Source organism: Pedobacter terrae, assembly GCF_900100705.1.
GTDB classification, from domain to species: domain Bacteria; phylum Bacteroidota; class Bacteroidia; order Sphingobacteriales; family Sphingobacteriaceae; genus Pedobacter; species Pedobacter terrae.
In genome coordinates, this window is the sequence record NZ_FNCH01000001.1 from 211,815 (window position 1) to 231,034 (window position 19,220).

Genomic DNA, 19,220 nt, shown 5'->3' on the forward strand with positions numbered 1-19,220 from the left:
TGTCCATATAGCTCCATTAGATAATTATTTAATTGTGATGATAATCATTTTATTATGCGATCAAAGATAGTTTTCCAAAATGGATTCATGCTTGTCTTAGCACATCCTTAACAGGCTACTATTGACAGAATCCAATAGTCCGGTCGTCACTGCAAGGACGAACGACGAAGCAATCTTTCATGTTAGCGATTCTTTGCATAAAGATTGCCCCAAAAATCAGGACAGGCTGTCGGCTGAAAAGCCTTCTCGCAATGACGATTCCACGAGCATATTCACAAATTTGAATCACAGCCGCAGTTTCTATATTAGTGATTTACTTATTCTAATATCCTAAATATTTGATTCAATTAATAACTTCAACATTTTCAGCCTATGAATAATCGGTACGTTTACTTTTGCATCGGGGTTAAGCTTTAGTGGCATAAGATGGCTTTCCAAAAAATGATCATAGTCGGTAATTACCGTTGCCTCATTAAGGTAAATTGGAACCTGCTGCTTACCGGCCTGGGCAAAAAAATCCTCTAATTGCTGTATTTCTTGAATAGTCATGTTGCAAAGTTAGTGAATAGTTTGGAGTCTAAAAGTCAGAAGTCCGATGTCGGAGGTCCGAAGATAGGGTTTCAAATAATAGGCGCCCAGTTCGGTGTGCTCAGTGTCCTTAATTGTGTTTTTTGTGTTTAATAAAAGTCAGAAGTCCTATGTTGAAGGTCCGAAGATAGGATTTCAAATAATAGGCGCCCAACTTTGCGCGCTCGGTGCCCTTAATTGTGTCTTTTGAGGTTAATAAAAGTCAGAAGTCCGATGTTGGAGGTCCGAAGATAGGGTTTCAAATAAGAGCCGCCCAGCTTTGTGTGCTCGGTACCCTTAATTGTGTCTTTTGTGGTTAATAAAAGTCCGGAGTCTGGTGTCGGAGGTCCGAAGATAGGGTTTCAAATAATAGGCATTCGACTTTGTGCTAAGTGCCCTTACTTTGGTCCTTTGTGGTTTAAAAAAGTTATGAATTCAAATGCATAGGCTAAATTCTTGTTCTACTAAAAATTTTAGTCTAAATTTGTATTTCCCTAATTGATTGTTTTTATTGTAAGTGCAGAGAATGGATAATGGTGAAATCAGAAAAGATATTCCTGATGATGGATTGCTTCCTGGTATTTCATCCCTTAAAAAAGAATATTACCGAAAAGAAACCGTATGGCATCGCGATTGGAAGTTGGCTTTTCCTCCGTCTTTCAGAGAAGTTGCCTTTTATGATGCTGCCAATTCCGATCTTCACCGGGCGGATATATTTACCCCCTCTGGTTATACTATTGAATTTCAAAATTCTCCGTTAACACTTGCTGAATTGAAGAGCAGGGAGTCTTTCTATCCAAATCTGATATGGGTATTGAATGGTAAGAAGTTCAAAGGCTTTAAAATATTGAAACATCTGCCAGATGTGGATGATCCAAAATTAGATGCATATGAGTTTTGTCATTCCGATCACCTTTCCATGATTAGGAAAGCAGAGGTAATACAGGGAATAACGAATCCAAAAATACTTAATTTCTATCATCCAGAACTGAAAGGAGTTAAACTCACCTCCAACTTATATTCTTTTTGCTGGAAACAACCTCATAGTGTATGGTATGCTGCTACAGCTAAAATTATTGTCGATTTAGGCGGCCATTTTCTGTATGAACTAAAACAGCGGAAACAATTGAATGGAAATTATCCGTATTTAAAAATGTTGAGTAGAAAAACATTTATTGATTGGCATACCCCTCCAGAGATTTAGAAATATGTAAATGTAGTAATGAAATTATTCTTTTCACGGAGGTAAAGGACGTCATTTCGAGCGAAACGCAGTGAAGTCGAGAAATCTTTTAAATTGGAATAGCTAAAAATGGGCTTATTAGCCTGAGTTCGATTAATATTTAAAAATTAATGAGCTTTATTAGGACAAATTGCTAGCCATTTCGTCATGCTGAATTTATTTCAGCATCTTTTCCGTTAAAACGCCTTGCTATAAAGACCCTGAAACACCCGTCCGACTGGCCGGGCGGAAGTTCAGGGTGACGACCGTTCATGCAGAGTGCCAATGAACCCAAATTAAAGCACATTATTAATCGAACTCAGGTTATTAATAGTTTTAATAAAACTGGGAAGATGTAACGAAAGTTAGAAATGAGTTGAAGAATAAAGCAATGGTTTTAAATAATTTACTACAGCCGGTTTAGAAGACTTTTCAAAGAAATCATCATTGAGAGAAGGTTTCCAAAAAGGTTGGGGAAGCGTATTCCTTTTCTCAATGATGACATTTAGCACATGTTATTTCATGCTATCTTTAATTTTATTGATCATTTGTAAGTGGCTTTGAACAATTGGAGCAGTCTTAGTTGCAAAAGCTTTAAGATCTGCATCTTTTCCATCCTTTGATTCATCTTCCATCAGTTTTAAGGTAGACTTATGCCCATCAACCATGGCATCTACATAAGCCTTATCAAAATCTGCACCTGTTTTTTTACTTAGGTCTTCCATTTTTTTCTTGTGCTCATCATCTACTGTACTTGGAAGCGTGATGTTTTTTTGTTTGGCTATCGCCATTAATTCTGTATTTGCCATACCATGGTCTTTAACCATCATGGTTGCAAATTCTTTAACCTGTGGATTACTACTTTTGTCGAGGGCCATTTTTCCCAATTCTACTTCAGCCATGCCACCAACAGCTGCCTGTGTGGTGAATTTGGAATCAGCTTCATCTACGGCAATTCCGCCGGTAGCTGCCGTACTGGTGGTGGTGTCTTTGGCCATGTTTAAACTATCGGCACTTTCTTTGGCATCTTTATTTCCTCCATTACAAGCCTGAAAGGCCAAGGCAGAAATAGCCATTACATAAATAAACTTTTTCATATACATTGTTTTTGTTGTATATGCAGAACACGATTTGCTAGGAAAGGGTTTTAATGTTTTTGAGATTAGTGGAATCTTATAACAGTCACATGCTCAGAAAACTATTGCTGGTGAAGCTGAAGATTTAAAAGCAAACAGCGAAGAATTGTATTTTTAACCAAGTGGATAACAACCATTTTAAATGTTAAGCCAATGGTTAAAATTCCGGTAAAAAGGGTAGAAGAGGTTGTGTATTAGTATCCTTTGCTCTTAGCAATCGTCATCCTGAACTTGTTTCAGCATCTTTTCTATTCATTTCAGGGTGACGATACAAGAAAAACCTGGATACTCTCCAGATTTTTCTTGTTTAATGCTTTTTACGATTTAACCCGCTTAGCTTTTGGTTCGGGTTTTTCGGGTAATTGGATCGACAAAATCAAATCAATGCTTTCCGAATTAATCTCATAATCGGCCGCAATTTTCTCCCATCTTTTTAATTCTGCTTGCAAGGTTTCAATTTCCTTGCCTAGTGATTCGATCTTATTCTGGATTGATTTTCTAACGTTCATGTTTGCCATAACACAAAATTAGGATTTGATGGCATATCTTCGAACTTCTTTTTGACAGTTATGTCAATAAAAATTGCTAAGTGTTCTATTTCAGTGGGTTTTATTCTGATAAAATTTTTCAACAATGGTGAAGAACCGCCAAATTTGTTTTCGATAGCGTAAAATTGTGCAATCATTTGTTATTTTTACCCAACATCCCTGATAAACATGAAGAAAAATAATAGCTGTGATCTTAAAACCTGCTTTATGTGCAAACTCACATTAAAAGAATGGCATCCTGCTATTGAAGGTCATAAACGGAATTTTATTGCAAAAAAAGGGGAGGTAATTATCAAAGAAGGCGATCCTGTTAGTGGTGTGTATTTTGTAACTTCAGGAAATGTGAAAGTGCATAAACAATGGGGCGATAAAGAACTGATTTTGCGCTTTGCAAATGATGGCGCCATAATCGGACATCGGGGAATTAGCAGCAACACTTCTACCTACCCAATCTCAGCAACGGCTTTAGAAACCACTAAACTTTGTTTTGTAGATATCGAATTTTTTAAATCCACTATAAAAGTAAACCAGGAATTTGCCTATGGTTTATTGATGTTTTATGCAGACGAACTGCATGCTTCAGAAAAGAAAATGCGTAATCTGGCTTTAATGTCGGTAAAAGGAAGACTTGCAGTAGCCATTTTAGGATTAAGCGATCAATTTGGACTAGACGAAGAGGGATTTTTAAATCTGGCTTTAAGTCGTCAGGATCTGGCTGCCTTTACTGGTGCAACTTATGAAACCGTTTTTAGAACAATGAATGAGCTTCTCGCAGAAAAATTAGTTGTAGTTAACGGAAAACAGATTGGTATTTTAAACGAGGCAGGATTGACAGATCTGAGTAATAAATAATCCATTATGGATAATTTACTGCAAATGGATATTAGCGACATGTATTTTAAGAAAGATTAGCAATGAGGAATCGTCATTGCGAAGCCAATTTTTCATTGGATGAAGCAATCCTAATGCACTCGCTAGTAGCGATAGTTGTAAGATTACTTCGTGCCTCGCAATGACGACTCTTCTGTGGGAGTCTGTCCTTGATAGCGTAGTCGAAGTGTCTTTTCAAAACATTTGTTTCGCTAGGCTTAATTAATAACAGATTTTTAAATTATTGATATTATATGTTAGGAATCGTTTTATGTGGCGGACAGAGTCTGCGCATGGGCACTGATAAAGGTTTGCTTAACCATGATGATAAACTATGGGCGCAGGCGGCGGCTGATAAATTGGAATCGCTTGATCTCCCTGTAAAGTTTTCAGTTAATCCATTGCAGCAACTCACTTATTCGGGTTATTTTGGCAATCAGCAGCTGATCGTCGATAATACTTCCCTTGATCTCAGAGGACCATTATTGGGCGCGCTTTCTGCACATCTATCCAATAATGAAGAAGATTTGTTTTTATTGGCTTGTGATATCTTGTTGATGGAAACCAGATTGTTGGAAAAACTTATCCATTCTGCCAAAGCTGATGGTACTTTCGACGCCTATATCTTTACCAAAGATGGTCAACAGGAGCCTTTATGTGGGATTTATAAATCAGAAGGGTTAAAAAAAATCATCTTTATGCTTCAAAATAATGCACTGACTAAACATAGTATGAAATATGTGTTAGGCAATTTAAGGGTGAGCGAAATCGCTGTTGAGGACCATGATTATCATTATTTCGGTAATTTTAATTCACAAGAAGAGATAAAACGGGTATCGTAGCCCTGACCTTTAGCGCAGCGAAAAACTACGAAGTAAACCGAGCCTTAAGCGGGCTCACTGCAGGTAATTCATTTCAGGATTTATTTTCAAGAAAGATGAAACAAGTTCAGCATGACGATTGAGTTGATGAGCGTTTAGCAACAAATAAATTATTGCTTCAGATTTACAAAAGCTGTAATACAGATTGATCAATTTTGGTGAAATTACTTTTCTTTCCTTCACAAAGTGTGCAGCAATAATCATCTGGTAAATCTTTAAATGCTGTACCTGTACTAATGTTATTTTCAATTTCCCCGATCCGCTCGTTGTACACGGTTAAACAATTGTTACATTGATATAAAAAAGTGCCAACTTTTATTGCGGTTTCTTCTGCCTGAGAACGCTGTTTCTGTTTACCTGTTTTAATAGCATTTAAACGGTATTTGTAAAATTTAAATATAGCGCGTCTGAGTTGTTCTGGCAGTAGAAAGCTGGGATTGCTGCGGCTAAAGATTTCGCCGGTACGCTCGTTGGGGTTAAAATCTTTCGCACACAAAATATCATAAACAGGGAACAGTTTCACACCTAAAAAATTAATGAGATGACGTTTTTGGATCAGAATACTACTAAAAACCTCACTTTTTTTGCGGGTTTTAATGCCAAAGCAAATTCCAAAGGTTCGGGTATCATCAATACTTAAATGTTTAACCAGGAAGCTTTTTAATGCTAAACCTTCGTTACAGTTATCTTCCACCTGAAAATTTAACTCGTTGGCCGCATGCCGCATATTAATCTCATATTCTTCGAGCAGGGCATTCCAAAGTTTTTTATCTTTCTCGTCTATCCCTTTTATAATAATGGTTTTCCATGATGTACAGCACAATTGACCAAGTTTGGTATCTAAACAAAGCTGACATATTTTTTTTAAAAATGCGATGCTGAATAGTTCATCGCGCCTGTAAATACCCAACCAGTATTTGTTGTTATAGCGGTTCAAACCCTCGTAATAAGGCAGGTTGAATGAAGAAAGCGAAACTGTATTTTCTGCTGCTTTAAAAATAAAATTGCCCTGGTCTAAAAGAGCAAAAAGCTCTTCGCCATTAGCCAAAGTGTTATCTATAAAGCGCGTTGGATTATTTTTGATGATGGTTTCTAAGCCCTTAGTTACCTTAGCGATGTGGTTAGTATAACAAAGTTGATTCCATTCGTAAGTAACATTTGTTTTAGGAAAGCGGATAATCAGGTGCCAGTAATGTTCTGATTGTGAAGAGGCAATCCAGTTAATATTTCCCGTTAGCATGGGCGTGAAACTCTGGTCGCTGTCGCAAATGTTTACTTTTACTGAAGGTTTAAAATCGATGTCATCCAGAATATCTTTATATACGCCTTCAGTAAGCCAGGTTTTACGGATAAAAATTTCTTCAGCCGGGTATGAGCTGATGATATTCGGGAAATTATTGCTGTCTATTTCATAATCGACCCCAAGTTTACCCAGTTCACCGGTAAATATATCAACATTGTAATTTGTAGTGTCAATCAATAACTGCTGGCGAAGGCCAAAACGAACATATTGGATTCTTACTTTTGTTGCCGCAACTAGAATGTTGTACAGATTGCCTGGTGATATGATTCCGCCTGGAAAATTAATGATAATAGTTTGATACATAGCTTAACTGTTTAGAAGACCAAATTCTGCCATTGCTTTAGGGAAATTCTTGTTTTCGTGACCTGGTCGGCATAATTTTAAAAGTACAAACCTTTGGATATTAGTTAGTTTTTGCCATTGGCTGATGGAAAGATGTAGCTGGGATTCAGTTAGTTTCTCCTTAAGCATTGCAGGGATTTGATCTATATTTCCCCAATCAGGTAAAGGTTCGATGGCCAGGATTGTAGCCGGATTTCCTGTGTATTTGGTAATCAGGCCAATCAGAAATTGATGGTATTGGTCAGTTTGTTCCTGTGTTGAAACCGGTAGTAAGGCCAGTTGGATTCTTTCTGATGGATGAAATTTGCTCCATTCGGCCAATTTTAATTTTATTCCTGCTGCATCCATTTTAAAACGCACCACCATAGGGATGCAACGTACATTTTCTTCAATAAAATCTTCTTCGAACTTAAAATATTCAATCCCTTTAAGGTTTTTAAATTCTGAAGGGCCCAGTTTAACTTTCATCATCTCTTTATTTTAATCATCTCTTTAATGTTTCAATGCGTTACGTCATGCTGAACTCGTTTCAGCATCTTTTTTACAGGATAGATCCTGAATAAATTCAGGATGACGAACGTTGATGTGATTTGTCATATCCAGCTAAAGCAATCTTAGGTTCCGTTTTCAATACATTTACAAACGAATCTAAAATCGCTTTTACCTCTGGTCTGCAACTACCACAACCCATTCCGGCACCTGTGAGCTGGCAGAGTTGCAAAGGATCTTTGCAACCGTCTTTTATTTTGTTGATCAGATTGCCCTCACCAACATTGTTGCAGCTGCATATGGTTTTGCCGATAATGGGTTCGATTGTTTTGCCACTCCTTAACAGTTGGAGTCGCTTTTCGCTCAACTCCATTTTATTTTCAATCAGGTTCCGAAACTCTAAAAACTCACTCTTATCGCCAATTAATATTGCTCCAACCAGCTTATCCTTGTGTACAATACATTTTTTGTAATAGCGTTTGGCTTTATCAATAAAAACAATTTCCTCATATGTGGGATCGTTGTCAGGTATTTCTACCAAGCCTAGAGAACAGAGTTCTAAACTGTGCATTTTTAGGATATTCATCAGTAAACTGCCCTGATAAAATTTAGCAATATCTCCACAAAGAAACTGCGCTACAATTTCGGCCTGCTGCTCTGCCGCTGCAGTAATTCCGTATAGCTGACCTTTAAATTCGGCAATTTCGCCAATGGCATAAACGTCTTTTTCATTGGTTGTCAGGTATTCGTCAACCACAACGCCGCGTTTACATTCAATTCCTGCTTCTTTAATCAGTTCGGTGTTTGGTACAGTACCAATGGCAATTACTAACGATTCACAATCGAGCAATAAACCGCTTTTTAAACGCAGCCCCGAAATGCTTTTTTCACCGATAATGCGGTCTACCTCATCGTTGTAGAAAATTTCTATGCCTTTGCTAATCAGTTCTTCGTGCAGTAATTGACTGCCTAATGAATCTAACTGGCGGCCCATTAATCTCGATATCCGTTGAATAATTGTCACCCTCGATCCGGTTTCAGCCAAAGACGTAGCCAATTCGATTCCTAATAAACCACCGCCTACAATCACTACTTTTCCATTTGTAGTGTCAATATGTTTTTTGAAATTATCGGCATCATTTCTGCTTCGCATGGTAAATATTCCGTTTAGTTTCGGGATATCTTTAAGCACAAAAGCCCTGCTTCCGGTAGCCAGAAGCAAAACGTCGTATTGATGAACTATTCCGTTGCTATCGGTAACGGTTTTATTTTTTTTATTGATTTTATCAATACCTAAACCACGGTGTAGTTTTATTCTGTAGTCCGTTTCCTCACTGTCGCTCATTTTAATGAGGTTATGCCACGGTAAGGTGCCAATAATATAATCGGGGAGAAGTACCCTGTTGTAAAAGGGGGAATTCTCTTTGCTAAAGATCTCAATATCATCTTCAGTATTTAAGGCCCTGTAACTCTTAACAAAACCACAGGCTCCAGCACCTGCACCAATCACAATAATCTTTTGCCGGGCTTTTTCATACAGTTTAACCTGTACAGCACTGAATTTAAAATCAGGTTCTTTGCTCTGCGGATCAACCAGGTTATTGGTGAGATTATTTACCCGGTTTAAATCACTTTTTAAAATTTTGCCCCAGTGCATGGGCATAAAAACTACTCCGGGTTTAATGTCTTCAGAGAATTTTGCCTTTACACGGACATTTCCACGTAAACTGGAAATTTCGATGATATCATTGTCTTTAATGTTTCGAATTTCTGCATCAATGGGATTAATTTCTAAAAAAGATTCACTGATGTGCTGGTTCAGTTTATTTACCTTACCAGTTTTGCTTCGGGTATGCCATTGATCCCTGATTCTTCCCGTAGTTAAAATCAATGGATGTTCCGGTGTTAAAGCTTCCGATTGGTTCTGATCATCAAATGATAGAATATTGGCTTTTTTATCTGGTGTATAAAACTGGCGATCAGTAAATAACCTGGCTGTTCCAAAGGCTTTTTCTTTCTTAGGATACGGCCATTGAACAGCTCTTTTTTCTTTTAAAATCTCATAATTAAGTCCACTGATATCAATATTGGTTCCTTCGGTAAGGGCTGCATGTTCATTATATATGTCGCTTGCATTTTTAAAATCGAAACCATGATAGCCCATTTTTTTTGCAAACCGGCAGATGATTTCCGAATCTGGTAGCGCTTCTCCAGGTGCTTCGGTTACTTTGCTGAGATAAGAAATATAACGCCCAGCGTTGGTCATGGTGCCTTCTTTCTCAACCCAGGCTGCTGCTGGTAAAACTACATCAGCATATTTTAGTGTTTCTACAGTATTGCTAATGTCTTGAACAACTACAAATTTTGTTTTTTTCAAGCCTTCTTCGGCTATGCGAACATCTGGCAGGCTGATTAAAGGATTGGTACATAAAATCCATATTGCTTTCAATTTACCGGTGTTAAGCTCATCGAACATTTCGGTGGCAGTTAACCCTGGTTTAGACTGTATGGAACCCAAGGGGATCTGCCAAAATTTCTCAACCTCATTGCGGTGATTTTCATTGCCTAAAACACGGTGTGCCGGTAATAAATTACTTAAACCGCCAACTTCGCGGCCACCCATGGCATTTGGCTGTCCGGTGAGCGAGAAAGGGCCGCTTCCAGGCTTGCCAATGTGACCTGTAATCAGGTTCAGATTAATTAATGAAAGATTCTTATTAGTACCCACCACACTTTGATTAAGCCCCATGGTCCACATGCTGATGAAACCTTTTGCATTGCCGATGTAAGATGCAGCCAAACGGATATCACTTTCTTTAAGGCCACAAATCGTTGCTGCCTCTGCCAAGGAGGTGGCAAAAACGGTAGCCTGGTATTTTTCGTAACCATTAGTGCTGTTGATGATAAAATCACTATCAATTTTTCCGTCTTCAATCAAACATCTGCCAATGGCATGGTGTAGTGTAATGTCGGTACCTGGATTAAGCTGTAAATGAACATTGGCGATTGAGCAGGTCTGTGTTTTCCGCGGATCGCTGACAATAATTTTTAACTCCGGATTTTTCTGCTTTGCGGCTTCAACACGGCGCCACAGGATAGGATGGCACCATGCTGGGTTTGCGCCTGCAACAAAAATACAATCGGCAATTTCAATATCATCGTAACTAATGGGCACGGTATCTTCGCCCAAGCTCATTTTATAACCAACAACCGCACTGCTCATACATAAGCGGCTGTTGGTATCGATGTTATTACTACCGATAAATCCTTTAATTAATTTATTTACTACATAATATTCTTCCGTTAAACATTGTCCGCTGGCATAAAAAGCAACACTGTCAGGACCGTATTTTTTAATTAATGTTTTAAAAACGGCTGCTGTGCGTTCCAGTGCGGTATCCCAGCTTACCCTTTGGAGTGGCATGTTCTTATTGTAGCGCATTTCAGGGTAAAGTAGCCTGTCGCTTTTGTCATTTGCTGTATAATGAAGATTCATGCCTTTACTGCATAACATGCCTTTGTTTACAGGATGGTTTTTGTCTCCTTCAACAGTTATGCGTTCATGAATATCTTTATTTATCACAATACCACAGCCTACACCACAATAACAGCAGGTAGTTGTTTTGTTTGGCGATATGTTTTTTTCTGCTTTCAAATGATGTGCTTGTAGGATAGATTTTGTTTTGTTCTTTATTTGCCAGGGGTAAGGACCAGGTCTTCTATCTCAGCAGTTTTTTGGGCCATAATGGTTCTGAAGATGAATACTGCAACGCCGATCCCGAGAATAATAAAACCAAGTAGTGTAAAAGCACTGGTATAATCGATCAGGTCTTTTTGAATACTATGACCGTTTTCAATTACATTTTTCGCCGCATGATTGGCTTTAGCTTTAAACATAAAGGCAATAAGCATGGCTCCGATATTTCCACCAGCACCTACAATACCAGCTACACTGCCAACCGCAAGCGGATTAATGAAAGGAACAAGACTATATGTCGCGCCATTGGCCATTTTTAAACTTAAACCGAAAACAAACATCATAAAAATGGCCATTCCGATATTGCCCGATTTTGCGAACCAGATCAAACCGATTCCCTCTACCAAAAGCAATAAGGCGAGTAAAAGTGTTTTGCCATCAAATCCCCAGGTCTTGCCAATTTTATCGGCAACAATGCCACCCAATGGCCTGGCAAAAATATTTATCCAGCCAAAAATACCTGCAACCATTCCGGCCACAGCTATGGTTGCGCCAAAAGAATCAGTAAAAAAGATTGGTGCAAAGTTATCTACCGTAATTTCTACGCCAAAACATGCTGCGTAGGCAATGGTTAAAATCCAGGTGCGATAATCTTTGGCTGCAATTAAAAAGGTGTTTTTGATACTTTTTGTGCTTTCATCTTTTAAATCCTTGAAGTCTCCCTGTGGAGAATCTAAAGTATAGCGGTGATATAAAAAAGCACAGATCAAAAGCATTACACCCGGAAATATCATGGCATAACGCCAGCTGTCTTCTGTGCTGCAAAAGCCAAGCGCGGTAATGCCTGAAGCAATTAAAGGCATAAATAAATTTGCTGCACCACCACCTGCGTTACCAAAACCACCTGCTGTTGCGTTCGCGGTTCCCTTAACATTGGAAGCAAACATAATTGATGTGTGAAATTGGGTGATTACAAATGAAGCTCCGATTATGCCAATGGCGAGGCGGAAAAGTAAAAATGAAGTGTAAGAATTACTGGTTCCGATCAATAGTACGGGAATAGCGCAAAACACCAGGAGCCAGGTGTAAATCAGTTTAGGACCAAATTTATCAATCAATCTTCCGATGAGTAAACGGGCAATAATTGTAGCTGATACGGAAGCAATTTGAATATTACCTACCTGATCTTTGGTGAGGTGAAGCTGCTCTCTCGCTATCTTCATTAAAGGAGCCATTCCGAACCAGGCGAAAAAACAGAAGAAAAAAGTTAACCAGGTAATATGAAAGGTCTTCATCTGAACACCTTTAAGCGAAAATATATTAAGATTATCAAGCGGTTTAGTTGTTGTGTTCTGTGTCATTATGGTTGGTTTAAGCGTGATAAATTGATTTTTGTTAAAATTTATATCCCAAACCTAGGCCAACGTTCCACTCACCATTTTTGACTGCAGTTTTAGGATTGTAGTATAAGGGTACTTGTAAGGCTACATGCCGAAATGCTGTTGTTAACCCAAAACCAAGGTTAGGGGTGAGGGCAGTATTTTTTGGCGCACCGGCGGCTACTTTATCTTCTTTGATTCGTAAACTTGGGAGTAAGCCCAGTAAAACAGTGTAAGGTTTTTTGCTGAATTTGATGCTTGGACCGGAACAGTTTATAAAAGCACCATGATCAACGTAACCAGCAATGATAGTCCCGTCGAATAAAACGGCTTTAGTTTGCGATTTAGCAGAAAAAAAGAACAAGGTAAGTGCAAGGCAGCCTGTTATGGCTACATCATTAGAAATTTTCATGTCGGTTGGTTTAGGGTTAAATTTTTATCCGGAAAAATTTAAATCTTACTGGGTCAAGTTAAGATTTTGGCGTAGTGCCAATATAAACAGTTCCGTTTTCTACCTTTACAGGATAGGTTTTTATGGCGCATTCGTCGCCGCTCAAACATTCTCCGGTACTCAATGAGAATGTTTTTTTGTGAAAAGGGCAGGCTACCTTAGGTTCGCCGGTAGTAGAGCCAATCATTCCACGGCTTAATGCCATTTGTTTTTTGTGCGGGCATTCGTTTTGCGTGGCGTACCACTCATTTCTTCTGGTGAAATAAAAAAGTGCAATCTGATCTTCACCATGTTTTACGCAAACGCCACCGTTCTCAATGGCATCCTCGACTCGGCAGGCTGCCAGCCAGTTTGATTGTTCATTCATAATTTTGGGTTTTATAAAGGTTGTAAAGATTATTGATTAAACCGTTTTCCATTCAGCAGTTCTCTTTTGTCCGCGCATTTCAACAAATTCTATAGTTGGGTCTTTGTCTTCAGGTGCATTTACAAAATGAGAGAATCTTTTTCTGATGGCAGGGTTTTCAACCGCCTCTTTCCACTCACATTTATAAGAAGCGATTAAATTCTCAATTTCATTTTCCCACTGGGCCGCCATGCCTAAACTATCATTGATAATTACATTCCGTAAGTAATCTATTCCGCCTTCCATTTTGTTTAACCAGGTTGCTGTACGGGTAAGAGGATCAGCGGTACGGATGTAAAACATTAAAAATCTGTCGATGTATTTAATGCAGGTTTCACTATCCAGGTCTGTCGCCAGTAAAAGAGCATGCTGAGGCTTGCTTCCACCATTTCCGCATACATATAAATTCCAGCCTTTTTCGGTGGCAATAATGCCAAAATCCTTGCTTTGGGCTTCTGCACATTCCCTGATACAGCCACTTACTGCAGATTTGAATTTATGTGGCGCACGAATGCCCCTGTATCTTTCTTCAATCCGGATGGCAAAACTCACGCTATCGTGCAAGCCAAATCTGCACCAGGTGCTACCAACGCAGCTTTTAACGGTTCTTAAGCCTTTCCCGTAAGCATGTCCGCTTTCAAAACCTGCAGCAATGAGTTCCTCCCAGATGATTGGAAGATCGTTAAGGTGTGCCCCAAACATATCTATCCGCTGGCCGCCAGTAATTTTGGTATAGAGGTTGTATTTTTTAGCTACCTCGCCAATTACAATCAATTTGTCGGGTGTAATTTCTCCACCAGGAACCCTTGGTACTACAGAATATGAGCCGCCTTTTTGGATGTTGGCCAGAAAGCGGTCGTTGCTATCCTGCGCTACGTCGTTTCCTTTTTTAAGAATCATTTCGTTCCAAAGACTGGCAAGGAGTGAGGATACCAGAGGCTTGCATACTTCGCAACCGTCATTTTTGCCTAAAGCATCCAATACTTCATCGTAACTTTTTAGTTCATGAATGTGAATGAGGTCAAAAAGCTCTTGCCGGCTATAATTAAAGTGCTCACACATTACATTTTTGATGTATTTGCCTTGCGATTTTAAGGTATGGGTCATTAAATCTTTTACCATCGGCAAACAACCGCCACAACCTGTACCTGCTTTGGTGCATTTTTTCAGGTCATCGATGTTTTCGCAAGAGACATCAGCAACTGCCGAGCAGATATCACCTTTACTAACACCTTCGCAACTGCATATTAGTGCAGTATCTGGTAAGCCTGTAATTCCGGCTCCGCCTGCAGATTCGCTTCCGCCACGTGCACCCAATATCAGTTCTGCTGGGTCTTCTGGTAAAACAATTTTGTTATTAGAGGTTTGCAACAGCAGGTTATACGCTGTTGCATCTCCAATTAATATACCTCCTAAAAGGTATTGCCCGTCATTACTAACATTTATTCTTTTATAAATTCCTTTGTGTTTGTTTTCAAAAATAATGGTACGGCAATCCGGCTCGGTAATAAAGTTATCACCAAAACTGGCTACGTCGATGCCAATCAGTTTGAGTTTAGTACTCATATCAAATCCTGTGAAGGTTTTGTCGCCTTTACAAAGGTTCGCAGCCAGCACTTCGGCCATTTCATAACCAGGTGCAATCAAACCATAAATCATTCCGTCATATAAAGCACATTCGCCAATAGCAAATACAGCCGGATCGTTGGTTTGCATTTTTTCGTCAACTACAATTCCGCCCCGCGGACCAACCTCAATGCCACAGGCTTTCGCTAGTTCATCGCGTGGTTTTATGCCGGCAGAGATCACCAGCATATCAACATCTAAAGCGGTATCATCACTAAACTTTAATGCAGTAATACGGCCATCACCTTCAATGCCAGTGGTGTTTTTATTTAGATGGATCTGTAAACCTAAATCTGCCAGCTTTGATTTAAGCATGTCACTACCGGCAGCATCAATTTGCCTTGGCATTAGGCGCGGTGCAAATTCAATAATACTGGTTTTTTCGATACCCAGATCTATCAATGCTTTAGCGGCTTCCAGCCCTAATAAACCTCCTCCTATAACTGAAGCCGTTTTAGCCTTTTTTGCATAACTGCTAATAAGGTCAAGATCTTCTATAGTACGGTAAACAAAAACACCTTCTTTCTCAATTCCAGGGATGTTAGGGACAAATGCGCCAGAGCCAGTAGCAAAAACAAGGATATCATAGCTGTAATCTAAACCATTGGCGGTGTAAACTTTTTTAAGGTCTCGGTTTATTTTAGTAACCGGATTGTTGAGAAATAGGGTAATATTTTGTTCCTGGTACCAGTTTTCTGTAGAAAGGGAGAGGTCCTCGGCAGTTTTGCCATTAAAATATTCACTTAAATGAACACGATCGTAAGCCCTACGAGGTTCTTCGCCAAAAACAATAAGATTAAAAGAAGAACTTTTTGATCTAAGCTTTTCGCAGAATTTATATCCCACCATTCCATTTCCTATTACGATTATTTGTGGTTCTTTCATAAATCTCAAGGTGTTTAGTGTTTTTTAGCTTCTGTTGGTTGTTTTTAATTTCATATTATCTGTTTTGATGTGTTTTTGGATTAAATAATCACAATTAAATTATCTATTTTACTATTTATATGATTTTTGATAGTCAAATATATAATTTAATTGCTTTATAATTCAATAATATATGATTTTTATCATTAAATTTCTAGATTTTTAATAAATTTTCATCACTTTTATATTTAAATAGTTAAATCATTAAAATTATGAATCAAAAAAATGCTGATTTTGGACTTTTTATAATGGGTGGAGGTCCTGGAGATCCGGAATTAATCACAATGAAAGCGTTTAATGTGTTGAAAAGAGCAGAAGTTATCCTTTATGACAACTTAAGTAATGAAAAATTGCTCGAAATTGCTCCGAAAACCTGTAAAATGATCTATGTTGGCAAGCAACCTTATGGAAAATACACCCCACAAGAGAAAATAAATGAATTAATTGTCGAAAATGCCCAAAATTACCAGGTAGTAGTCCGTTTAAAGGGGGGAGATCCTTTTATTTTCGGCAGAGGATTCGAAGAATTAATTTATGCAGAGGCCAGAGGGATTAAATGTCATTACATTCCAGGTATAAGTAGTATGCAAGGGGCAGGTTTTATTGATGTGCCCTTAACGCACCGTGGAATTAGTGAAAGTGTTTGGATACTTACCGGAACTAAAAAGGACGGAAGTTTAACCGACGATTTAAAATGTGCCATGAAAAGTTCAGCTACGGTGGTTATATATATGGGCATGAAAAAAGTTGGTGAAATTTCTAAAGCCTATAGTGATGCGGGTTTAGGTAATATGCCTGCCGCAATTATTCAGCATGCTACCTTACCCAATCAAAAACAAGTGGTATGTTCTGTGCAGCATTTACAGGAATCTGCAGAAAACGCCGGTTTAACTTATCCGGCAATAATTATCATAGGTAATGTAGTACAGGCTAAAGCCTATGCGAACTTAAATCAGAGCGAGTTATTGTCGGCATAGATAGGTTAATTAGTTCAATTGTCATGAGTTCATTTATTGGTTTAACCCGTTGATTGATGCCTAAAGCTCAAACGCAGGCTTATTGCCTTATAGGCAGGTCGCTTTTAGCGATTGCAAAATCTTAACGCTCTAACTTCTTAATGATCAGCTAATGGGGTAAGTATTTAAATTGGTCTCTCAATTAATAAATTATAAACTTAAATGATCTTATATTCACTTATACAGTGAAAACTTGGTAAATGGCTATGGATCAACGTAGAGAGATCTTTCATTGCATTCGATAGCCATCGGATCAGGATGACAAGACCATTTATTGTACTCCAGACTTTAAATTACAAACTACGGGGTTATCTAAAAATATTTATCAAGTGTTAATCCATAAGTGAGGTTCAAGTTTTCGCTGTTGGTAATATTCAGTTTGTTATAGTTTAATGCTGTAGTTAAACTAATCCACTTACGAAGTTTTAATCCAAGAGTTGCCGATGAACGGATAATGTAATCGCCTTTTCTGGAGAAGGAATTCTGCAAAAAATGATTTCCATCAATCGTAATCAATTCCTTTATTTCGAAATGATATTGTAACCTTAGCGAATTTCGATAGGTATGGTAGCTATCGCCTGCAATTAAGCTACTTTGATCAAATAATATCCCGTCGCTTAGGTTAATGTATGCATTCGGTTTGTCTAATACACTATAGGCAATGCCCCCGCCGGCAAGCAGTTGGTTTTTTAATTTTAAAGAATAACTGGTATTGTAATTTACCAAACCCCAGTAGTAAAAGTGCGGAAAGGTTTTATACAGATTAAAGTTTAATGTAGTCGAAAAATCATTGTTGGTTAAATCGCTGTTTTGCTTTCCATAAAGCCATGCGGTAGTAGAATTTAAAACAAAACTTTTCTTTTTTAACCCAAAATTAAGGGCGTTGTTCAATAAATAAGCACGGTCTTCATTTGTGCGGTTGATGGATCCGGTTGAAGTAAGTAGTACATGGTAATTTACGCTATCGGTATATTGGGCATATGACTTAAGATAGCACAGGAAAAAACATAGTGGCAATGCAATAAACTTCATATAAGCTTAACATTTTTCGCTGTCAATATGTTTAGTTGGTGTTTAATTAAGATCGTACCATTTTGGAACCGGTATGTATTCTTCGCTCCATAAAATTTCACCTTTTTCATTTCTGTACCCCGCAGAGATCAGTTCAATACGAGGCTCTTCTTCTGCAATTTCTTTTTTAAACCGGTAAGCATCAACAGCTAAATAATGATAAAGTTTTTCCTGTTCAGATTTATTCTCGGCTAATAAAATCAAAGCATTTTCACCCGTTTTAAGTGTATAAATAAATGTGCCTTTTACTCTCATGATACCTTTTAATAAAGGACAAAAAAAATCACGATAAGTTTTGCTCATTTCGGCAAGACTGTAACGTAGGATCTAAATAGTAGATGGCATGGCTGAGTTCTTAAAACTTTGCAGAAGATGTTCTTGTTAATTGATTAGTAAACTTAATTAGATAAGAAGCGATGAAAACACAAAAAACACCTGCCAAACAAAATAAACAACCTGGTATAGAAGCGAAGATGGATCCAAAACCTGAAGTAATTAAAGCAAACTATAAAGGAGCAGGCAAACTGACTGACAAGGTTGCGCTGATTACCGGTGGAGATAGTGGGATCGGTCGCTCGGTTGCTGTCCATTTTGCCAGGGAGGGCGCTGACGTAGCCATTGTTTACCTGGATGAAGATATTGATGCAAAAGAAACCCAGAAATTAGTTGAAGCAGAAGGTAAAAATTGTTTATTGATTAAAGGCGATGTTAAAAAACCTGATTTTTGTAAAAAAGCCGTACAAACAACGGTTAAAAAGTTTGGGAAGATCAATATTTTGGTAAATAATGCCGGAATGCAGGTTCCTCAGAAAGATCCGAAAAAGATCGACGATAAACAGCTGGAAGATACTTTCCGCACCAATATATTTGGCTATTTTTACTTTGCAAATGAGGTGTTGCCGCATTTTCAGGCGGGTGATACCATTATCAATACAACTTCGGTAACAGCTTACCGTTCTTCACCAAACCTTATCGATTACTCTTCAACAAAAGGTGCAATAACATCGTTTACCCGTTCGCTGGCCACAAATTTAGCTAAAACTGGTATTCGCGTTAATGCTGTGGCACCTGGCCCGGTGTGGACACCACTCATTGTATCTACCTTTGATGAAGAAAAAATTAAATCATTTGGTTCTGAAACAGCAATGGAAAGGGCAGGTCAACCCTCAGAACTTGGACCTTCTTATGTGTTCCTGGCCTCAGATGATGCCTCTTTTATTACTGGACAGGTGATACATGTTAATGGTGGTGAGGTAGTAAATGGGTAATTTGTATTACCTTTAAATACTACA

At 38.3% G+C, this 19,220-nt stretch carries 18 protein-coding genes; 5 read left to right on the plus strand and 13 right to left on the minus strand.

What is annotated here, in order from left to right; all coding sequences use genetic code 11:
• Positions 1–330: 330 nt before the first annotated feature.
• Positions 331–549: a DUF6965 family protein gene (locus BLR60_RS00895; protein ID WP_090496176.1), complete on the minus strand. Its 219-nt coding sequence runs from the start codon at positions 547–549 to the stop codon at positions 331–333.
• Between the two features lie 544 nt (positions 550–1,093).
• Here BLR60_RS00895 and BLR60_RS00900 point away from each other — a divergent pair.
• Positions 1,094–1,771, plus strand: coding sequence for a competence protein (locus BLR60_RS00900; protein WP_090496177.1), 678 nt, complete (start codon positions 1,094–1,096; stop codon positions 1,769–1,771).
• Between the two features lie 533 nt (positions 1,772–2,304).
• Here the strand turns inward: BLR60_RS00900 and BLR60_RS00905 are convergent.
• From BLR60_RS00905 to BLR60_RS25020, 3 genes are all read right to left on the minus strand, one after another.
• Complete coding sequence (locus BLR60_RS00905; RefSeq protein WP_090496178.1) at positions 2,305–2,886, minus strand: DUF4142 domain-containing protein; 582 nt, start codon at positions 2,884–2,886, stop codon at positions 2,305–2,307.
• Between the two features lie 356 nt (positions 2,887–3,242).
• A complete protein-coding gene (locus tag BLR60_RS00910) occupies positions 3,243–3,443 on the minus strand; it encodes a hypothetical protein (RefSeq protein ID WP_167354659.1) in 201 nt (66 codons plus the stop codon).
• Entirely contained in the window at positions 3,431–3,610 is a 180-nt protein-coding gene (locus tag BLR60_RS25020; protein ID WP_090496180.1) for a hypothetical protein, read from the minus strand. Before BLR60_RS25020 ends, BLR60_RS00910 begins: the two co-directional genes overlap by 13 nt.
• A gap of 70 nt (positions 3,611–3,680) precedes the next feature.
• Here BLR60_RS25020 and BLR60_RS00920 point away from each other — a divergent pair, with 70 nt between their 5' ends.
• Both BLR60_RS00920 and mobA read left to right on the plus strand, forming a co-directional pair.
• Positions 3,681–4,325: a Crp/Fnr family transcriptional regulator gene (locus tag BLR60_RS00920; protein WP_244155552.1), complete on the plus strand. Its 645-nt coding sequence runs from the start codon at positions 3,681–3,683 to the stop codon at positions 4,323–4,325.
• Between the two features lie 272 nt (positions 4,326–4,597).
• Entirely contained in the window at positions 4,598–5,185 is a 588-nt protein-coding gene (mobA, locus tag BLR60_RS00925; protein WP_090496182.1) for a molybdenum cofactor guanylyltransferase, read from the plus strand.
• 163 nt (positions 5,186–5,348) lie between these two features.
• Here the strand turns inward: mobA and BLR60_RS00930 are convergent, their stop codons facing one another.
• The 7 genes from BLR60_RS00930 to nirB form a co-directional block, all read right to left on the minus strand.
• Positions 5,349–6,830, minus strand: a complete 1,482-nt coding sequence (locus BLR60_RS00930) for a rubredoxin (protein ID WP_090496183.1) — start codon at positions 6,828–6,830, stop codon at positions 5,349–5,351.
• Positions 6,831–6,833: 3 nt separating this feature from the next.
• Positions 6,834–7,340, minus strand: a complete 507-nt coding sequence (locus BLR60_RS00935; protein ID WP_090496184.1) for a nitrate reductase associated protein — start codon at positions 7,338–7,340, stop codon at positions 6,834–6,836.
• A gap of 94 nt (positions 7,341–7,434) precedes the next feature.
• On the minus strand, positions 7,435–11,013 hold the full coding sequence (locus tag BLR60_RS00940; protein ID WP_244155553.1) for a nitrate reductase: 3,579 nt from the start codon (positions 11,011–11,013) through the stop codon (positions 7,435–7,437).
• Between the two features lie 35 nt (positions 11,014–11,048).
• Entirely contained in the window at positions 11,049–12,416 is a 1,368-nt protein-coding gene (locus tag BLR60_RS00945; protein WP_244155554.1) for an MFS transporter, read from the minus strand.
• A gap of 34 nt (positions 12,417–12,450) precedes the next feature.
• Positions 12,451–12,846, minus strand: coding sequence for a hypothetical protein (locus BLR60_RS00950; protein ID WP_244155555.1), 396 nt, complete (start codon positions 12,844–12,846; stop codon positions 12,451–12,453).
• 58 nt (positions 12,847–12,904) lie between these two features.
• Positions 12,905–13,252, minus strand: coding sequence for a nitrite reductase small subunit NirD (gene nirD, locus BLR60_RS00955; RefSeq protein WP_090496186.1), 348 nt, complete (start codon positions 13,250–13,252; stop codon positions 12,905–12,907).
• Between the two features lie 36 nt (positions 13,253–13,288).
• Positions 13,289–15,802, minus strand: a complete 2,514-nt coding sequence (nirB, locus tag BLR60_RS00960) for a nitrite reductase large subunit NirB (RefSeq protein WP_090496187.1) — start codon at positions 15,800–15,802, stop codon at positions 13,289–13,291.
• A gap of 251 nt (positions 15,803–16,053) precedes the next feature.
• Between nirB and cobA the strand changes: the two genes are divergently transcribed.
• The gene (cobA, locus tag BLR60_RS00965; RefSeq protein WP_090496188.1) at positions 16,054–16,818 is read left to right on the plus strand and encodes a uroporphyrinogen-III C-methyltransferase; all 765 of its coding nucleotides are present in this window, start codon (positions 16,054–16,056) and stop codon (positions 16,816–16,818) included.
• A gap of 351 nt (positions 16,819–17,169) precedes the next feature.
• On the opposite strand, the gene BLR60_RS00970 is transcribed toward cobA, so the two are convergent.
• Both BLR60_RS00970 and BLR60_RS00975 read right to left on the minus strand, forming a co-directional pair.
• Positions 17,170–17,889 carry a DUF481 domain-containing protein gene (locus tag BLR60_RS00970; RefSeq protein ID WP_090496189.1) on the minus strand — a complete coding sequence of 240 codons (720 nt, stop codon included), beginning with the start codon at positions 17,887–17,889 and terminating at the stop codon, positions 17,170–17,172.
• Positions 17,890–17,931: 42 nt separating this feature from the next.
• Positions 17,932–18,183, minus strand: coding sequence for a hypothetical protein (locus tag BLR60_RS00975; protein ID WP_143009002.1), 252 nt, complete (start codon positions 18,181–18,183; stop codon positions 17,932–17,934).
• 161 nt (positions 18,184–18,344) lie between these two features.
• Between BLR60_RS00975 and BLR60_RS00980 the strand changes: the two genes are divergently transcribed.
• Positions 18,345–19,196 (plus strand): SDR family oxidoreductase, encoded by an 852-nt coding sequence (locus BLR60_RS00980; protein WP_090496191.1) that lies wholly within the window; start codon positions 18,345–18,347, stop codon positions 19,194–19,196.
• Positions 19,197–19,220 lie beyond the last annotated feature (24 nt).

Bases quoted from the DNA above. Each gene is read 5' to 3' on its own strand.
- BLR60_RS00980 (WP_090496191.1), top strand. From the start codon at position 18,345: ATGAAAACACAAAAAACACCTGCCAAACAAAATAAACAACCTGGTATA.
- BLR60_RS00975 (WP_143009002.1), bottom strand. From the start codon at position 18,183: ATGAGAGTAAAAGGCACATTTATTTATACACTTAAAACGGGTGAAAAT.
- BLR60_RS25020 (WP_090496180.1), bottom strand. From the start codon at position 3,610: ATGATTGCACAATTTTACGCTATCGAAAACAAATTTGGCGGTTCTTCA.
- mobA (WP_090496182.1), top strand. From the start codon at position 4,598: ATGTTAGGAATCGTTTTATGTGGCGGACAGAGTCTGCGCATGGGCACT.
- BLR60_RS00930 (WP_090496183.1), bottom strand. From the start codon at position 6,830: ATGTATCAAACTATTATCATTAATTTTCCAGGCGGAATCATATCACCA.
- BLR60_RS00950 (WP_244155555.1), bottom strand. From the start codon at position 12,846: ATGAAAATTTCTAATGATGTAGCCATAACAGGCTGCCTTGCACTTACC.
- BLR60_RS00935 (WP_090496184.1), bottom strand. From the start codon at position 7,340: ATGATGAAAGTTAAACTGGGCCCTTCAGAATTTAAAAACCTTAAAGGG.
- BLR60_RS00910 (WP_167354659.1), bottom strand. From the start codon at position 3,443: ATGGCAAACATGAACGTTAGAAAATCAATCCAGAATAAGATCGAATCA.
- BLR60_RS00970 (WP_090496189.1), bottom strand. From the start codon at position 17,889: ATGAAGTTTATTGCATTGCCACTATGTTTTTTCCTGTGCTATCTTAAG.
- BLR60_RS00945 (WP_244155554.1), bottom strand. From the start codon at position 12,416: ATGACACAGAACACAACAACTAAACCGCTTGATAATCTTAATATATTT.
- BLR60_RS00895 (WP_090496176.1), bottom strand. From the start codon at position 549: ATGACTATTCAAGAAATACAGCAATTAGAGGATTTTTTTGCCCAGGCC.
- BLR60_RS00905 (WP_090496178.1), bottom strand. From the start codon at position 2,886: ATGAAAAAGTTTATTTATGTAATGGCTATTTCTGCCTTGGCCTTTCAG.
- nirD (WP_090496186.1), bottom strand. From the start codon at position 13,252: ATGAATGAACAATCAAACTGGCTGGCAGCCTGCCGAGTCGAGGATGCC.
- BLR60_RS00920 (WP_244155552.1), top strand. From the start codon at position 3,681: ATGTGCAAACTCACATTAAAAGAATGGCATCCTGCTATTGAAGGTCAT.
- BLR60_RS00900 (WP_090496177.1), top strand. From the start codon at position 1,094: ATGGATAATGGTGAAATCAGAAAAGATATTCCTGATGATGGATTGCTT.
- cobA (WP_090496188.1), top strand. From the start codon at position 16,054: ATGAATCAAAAAAATGCTGATTTTGGACTTTTTATAATGGGTGGAGGT.
- nirB (WP_090496187.1), bottom strand. From the start codon at position 15,802: ATGAAAGAACCACAAATAATCGTAATAGGAAATGGAATGGTGGGATAT.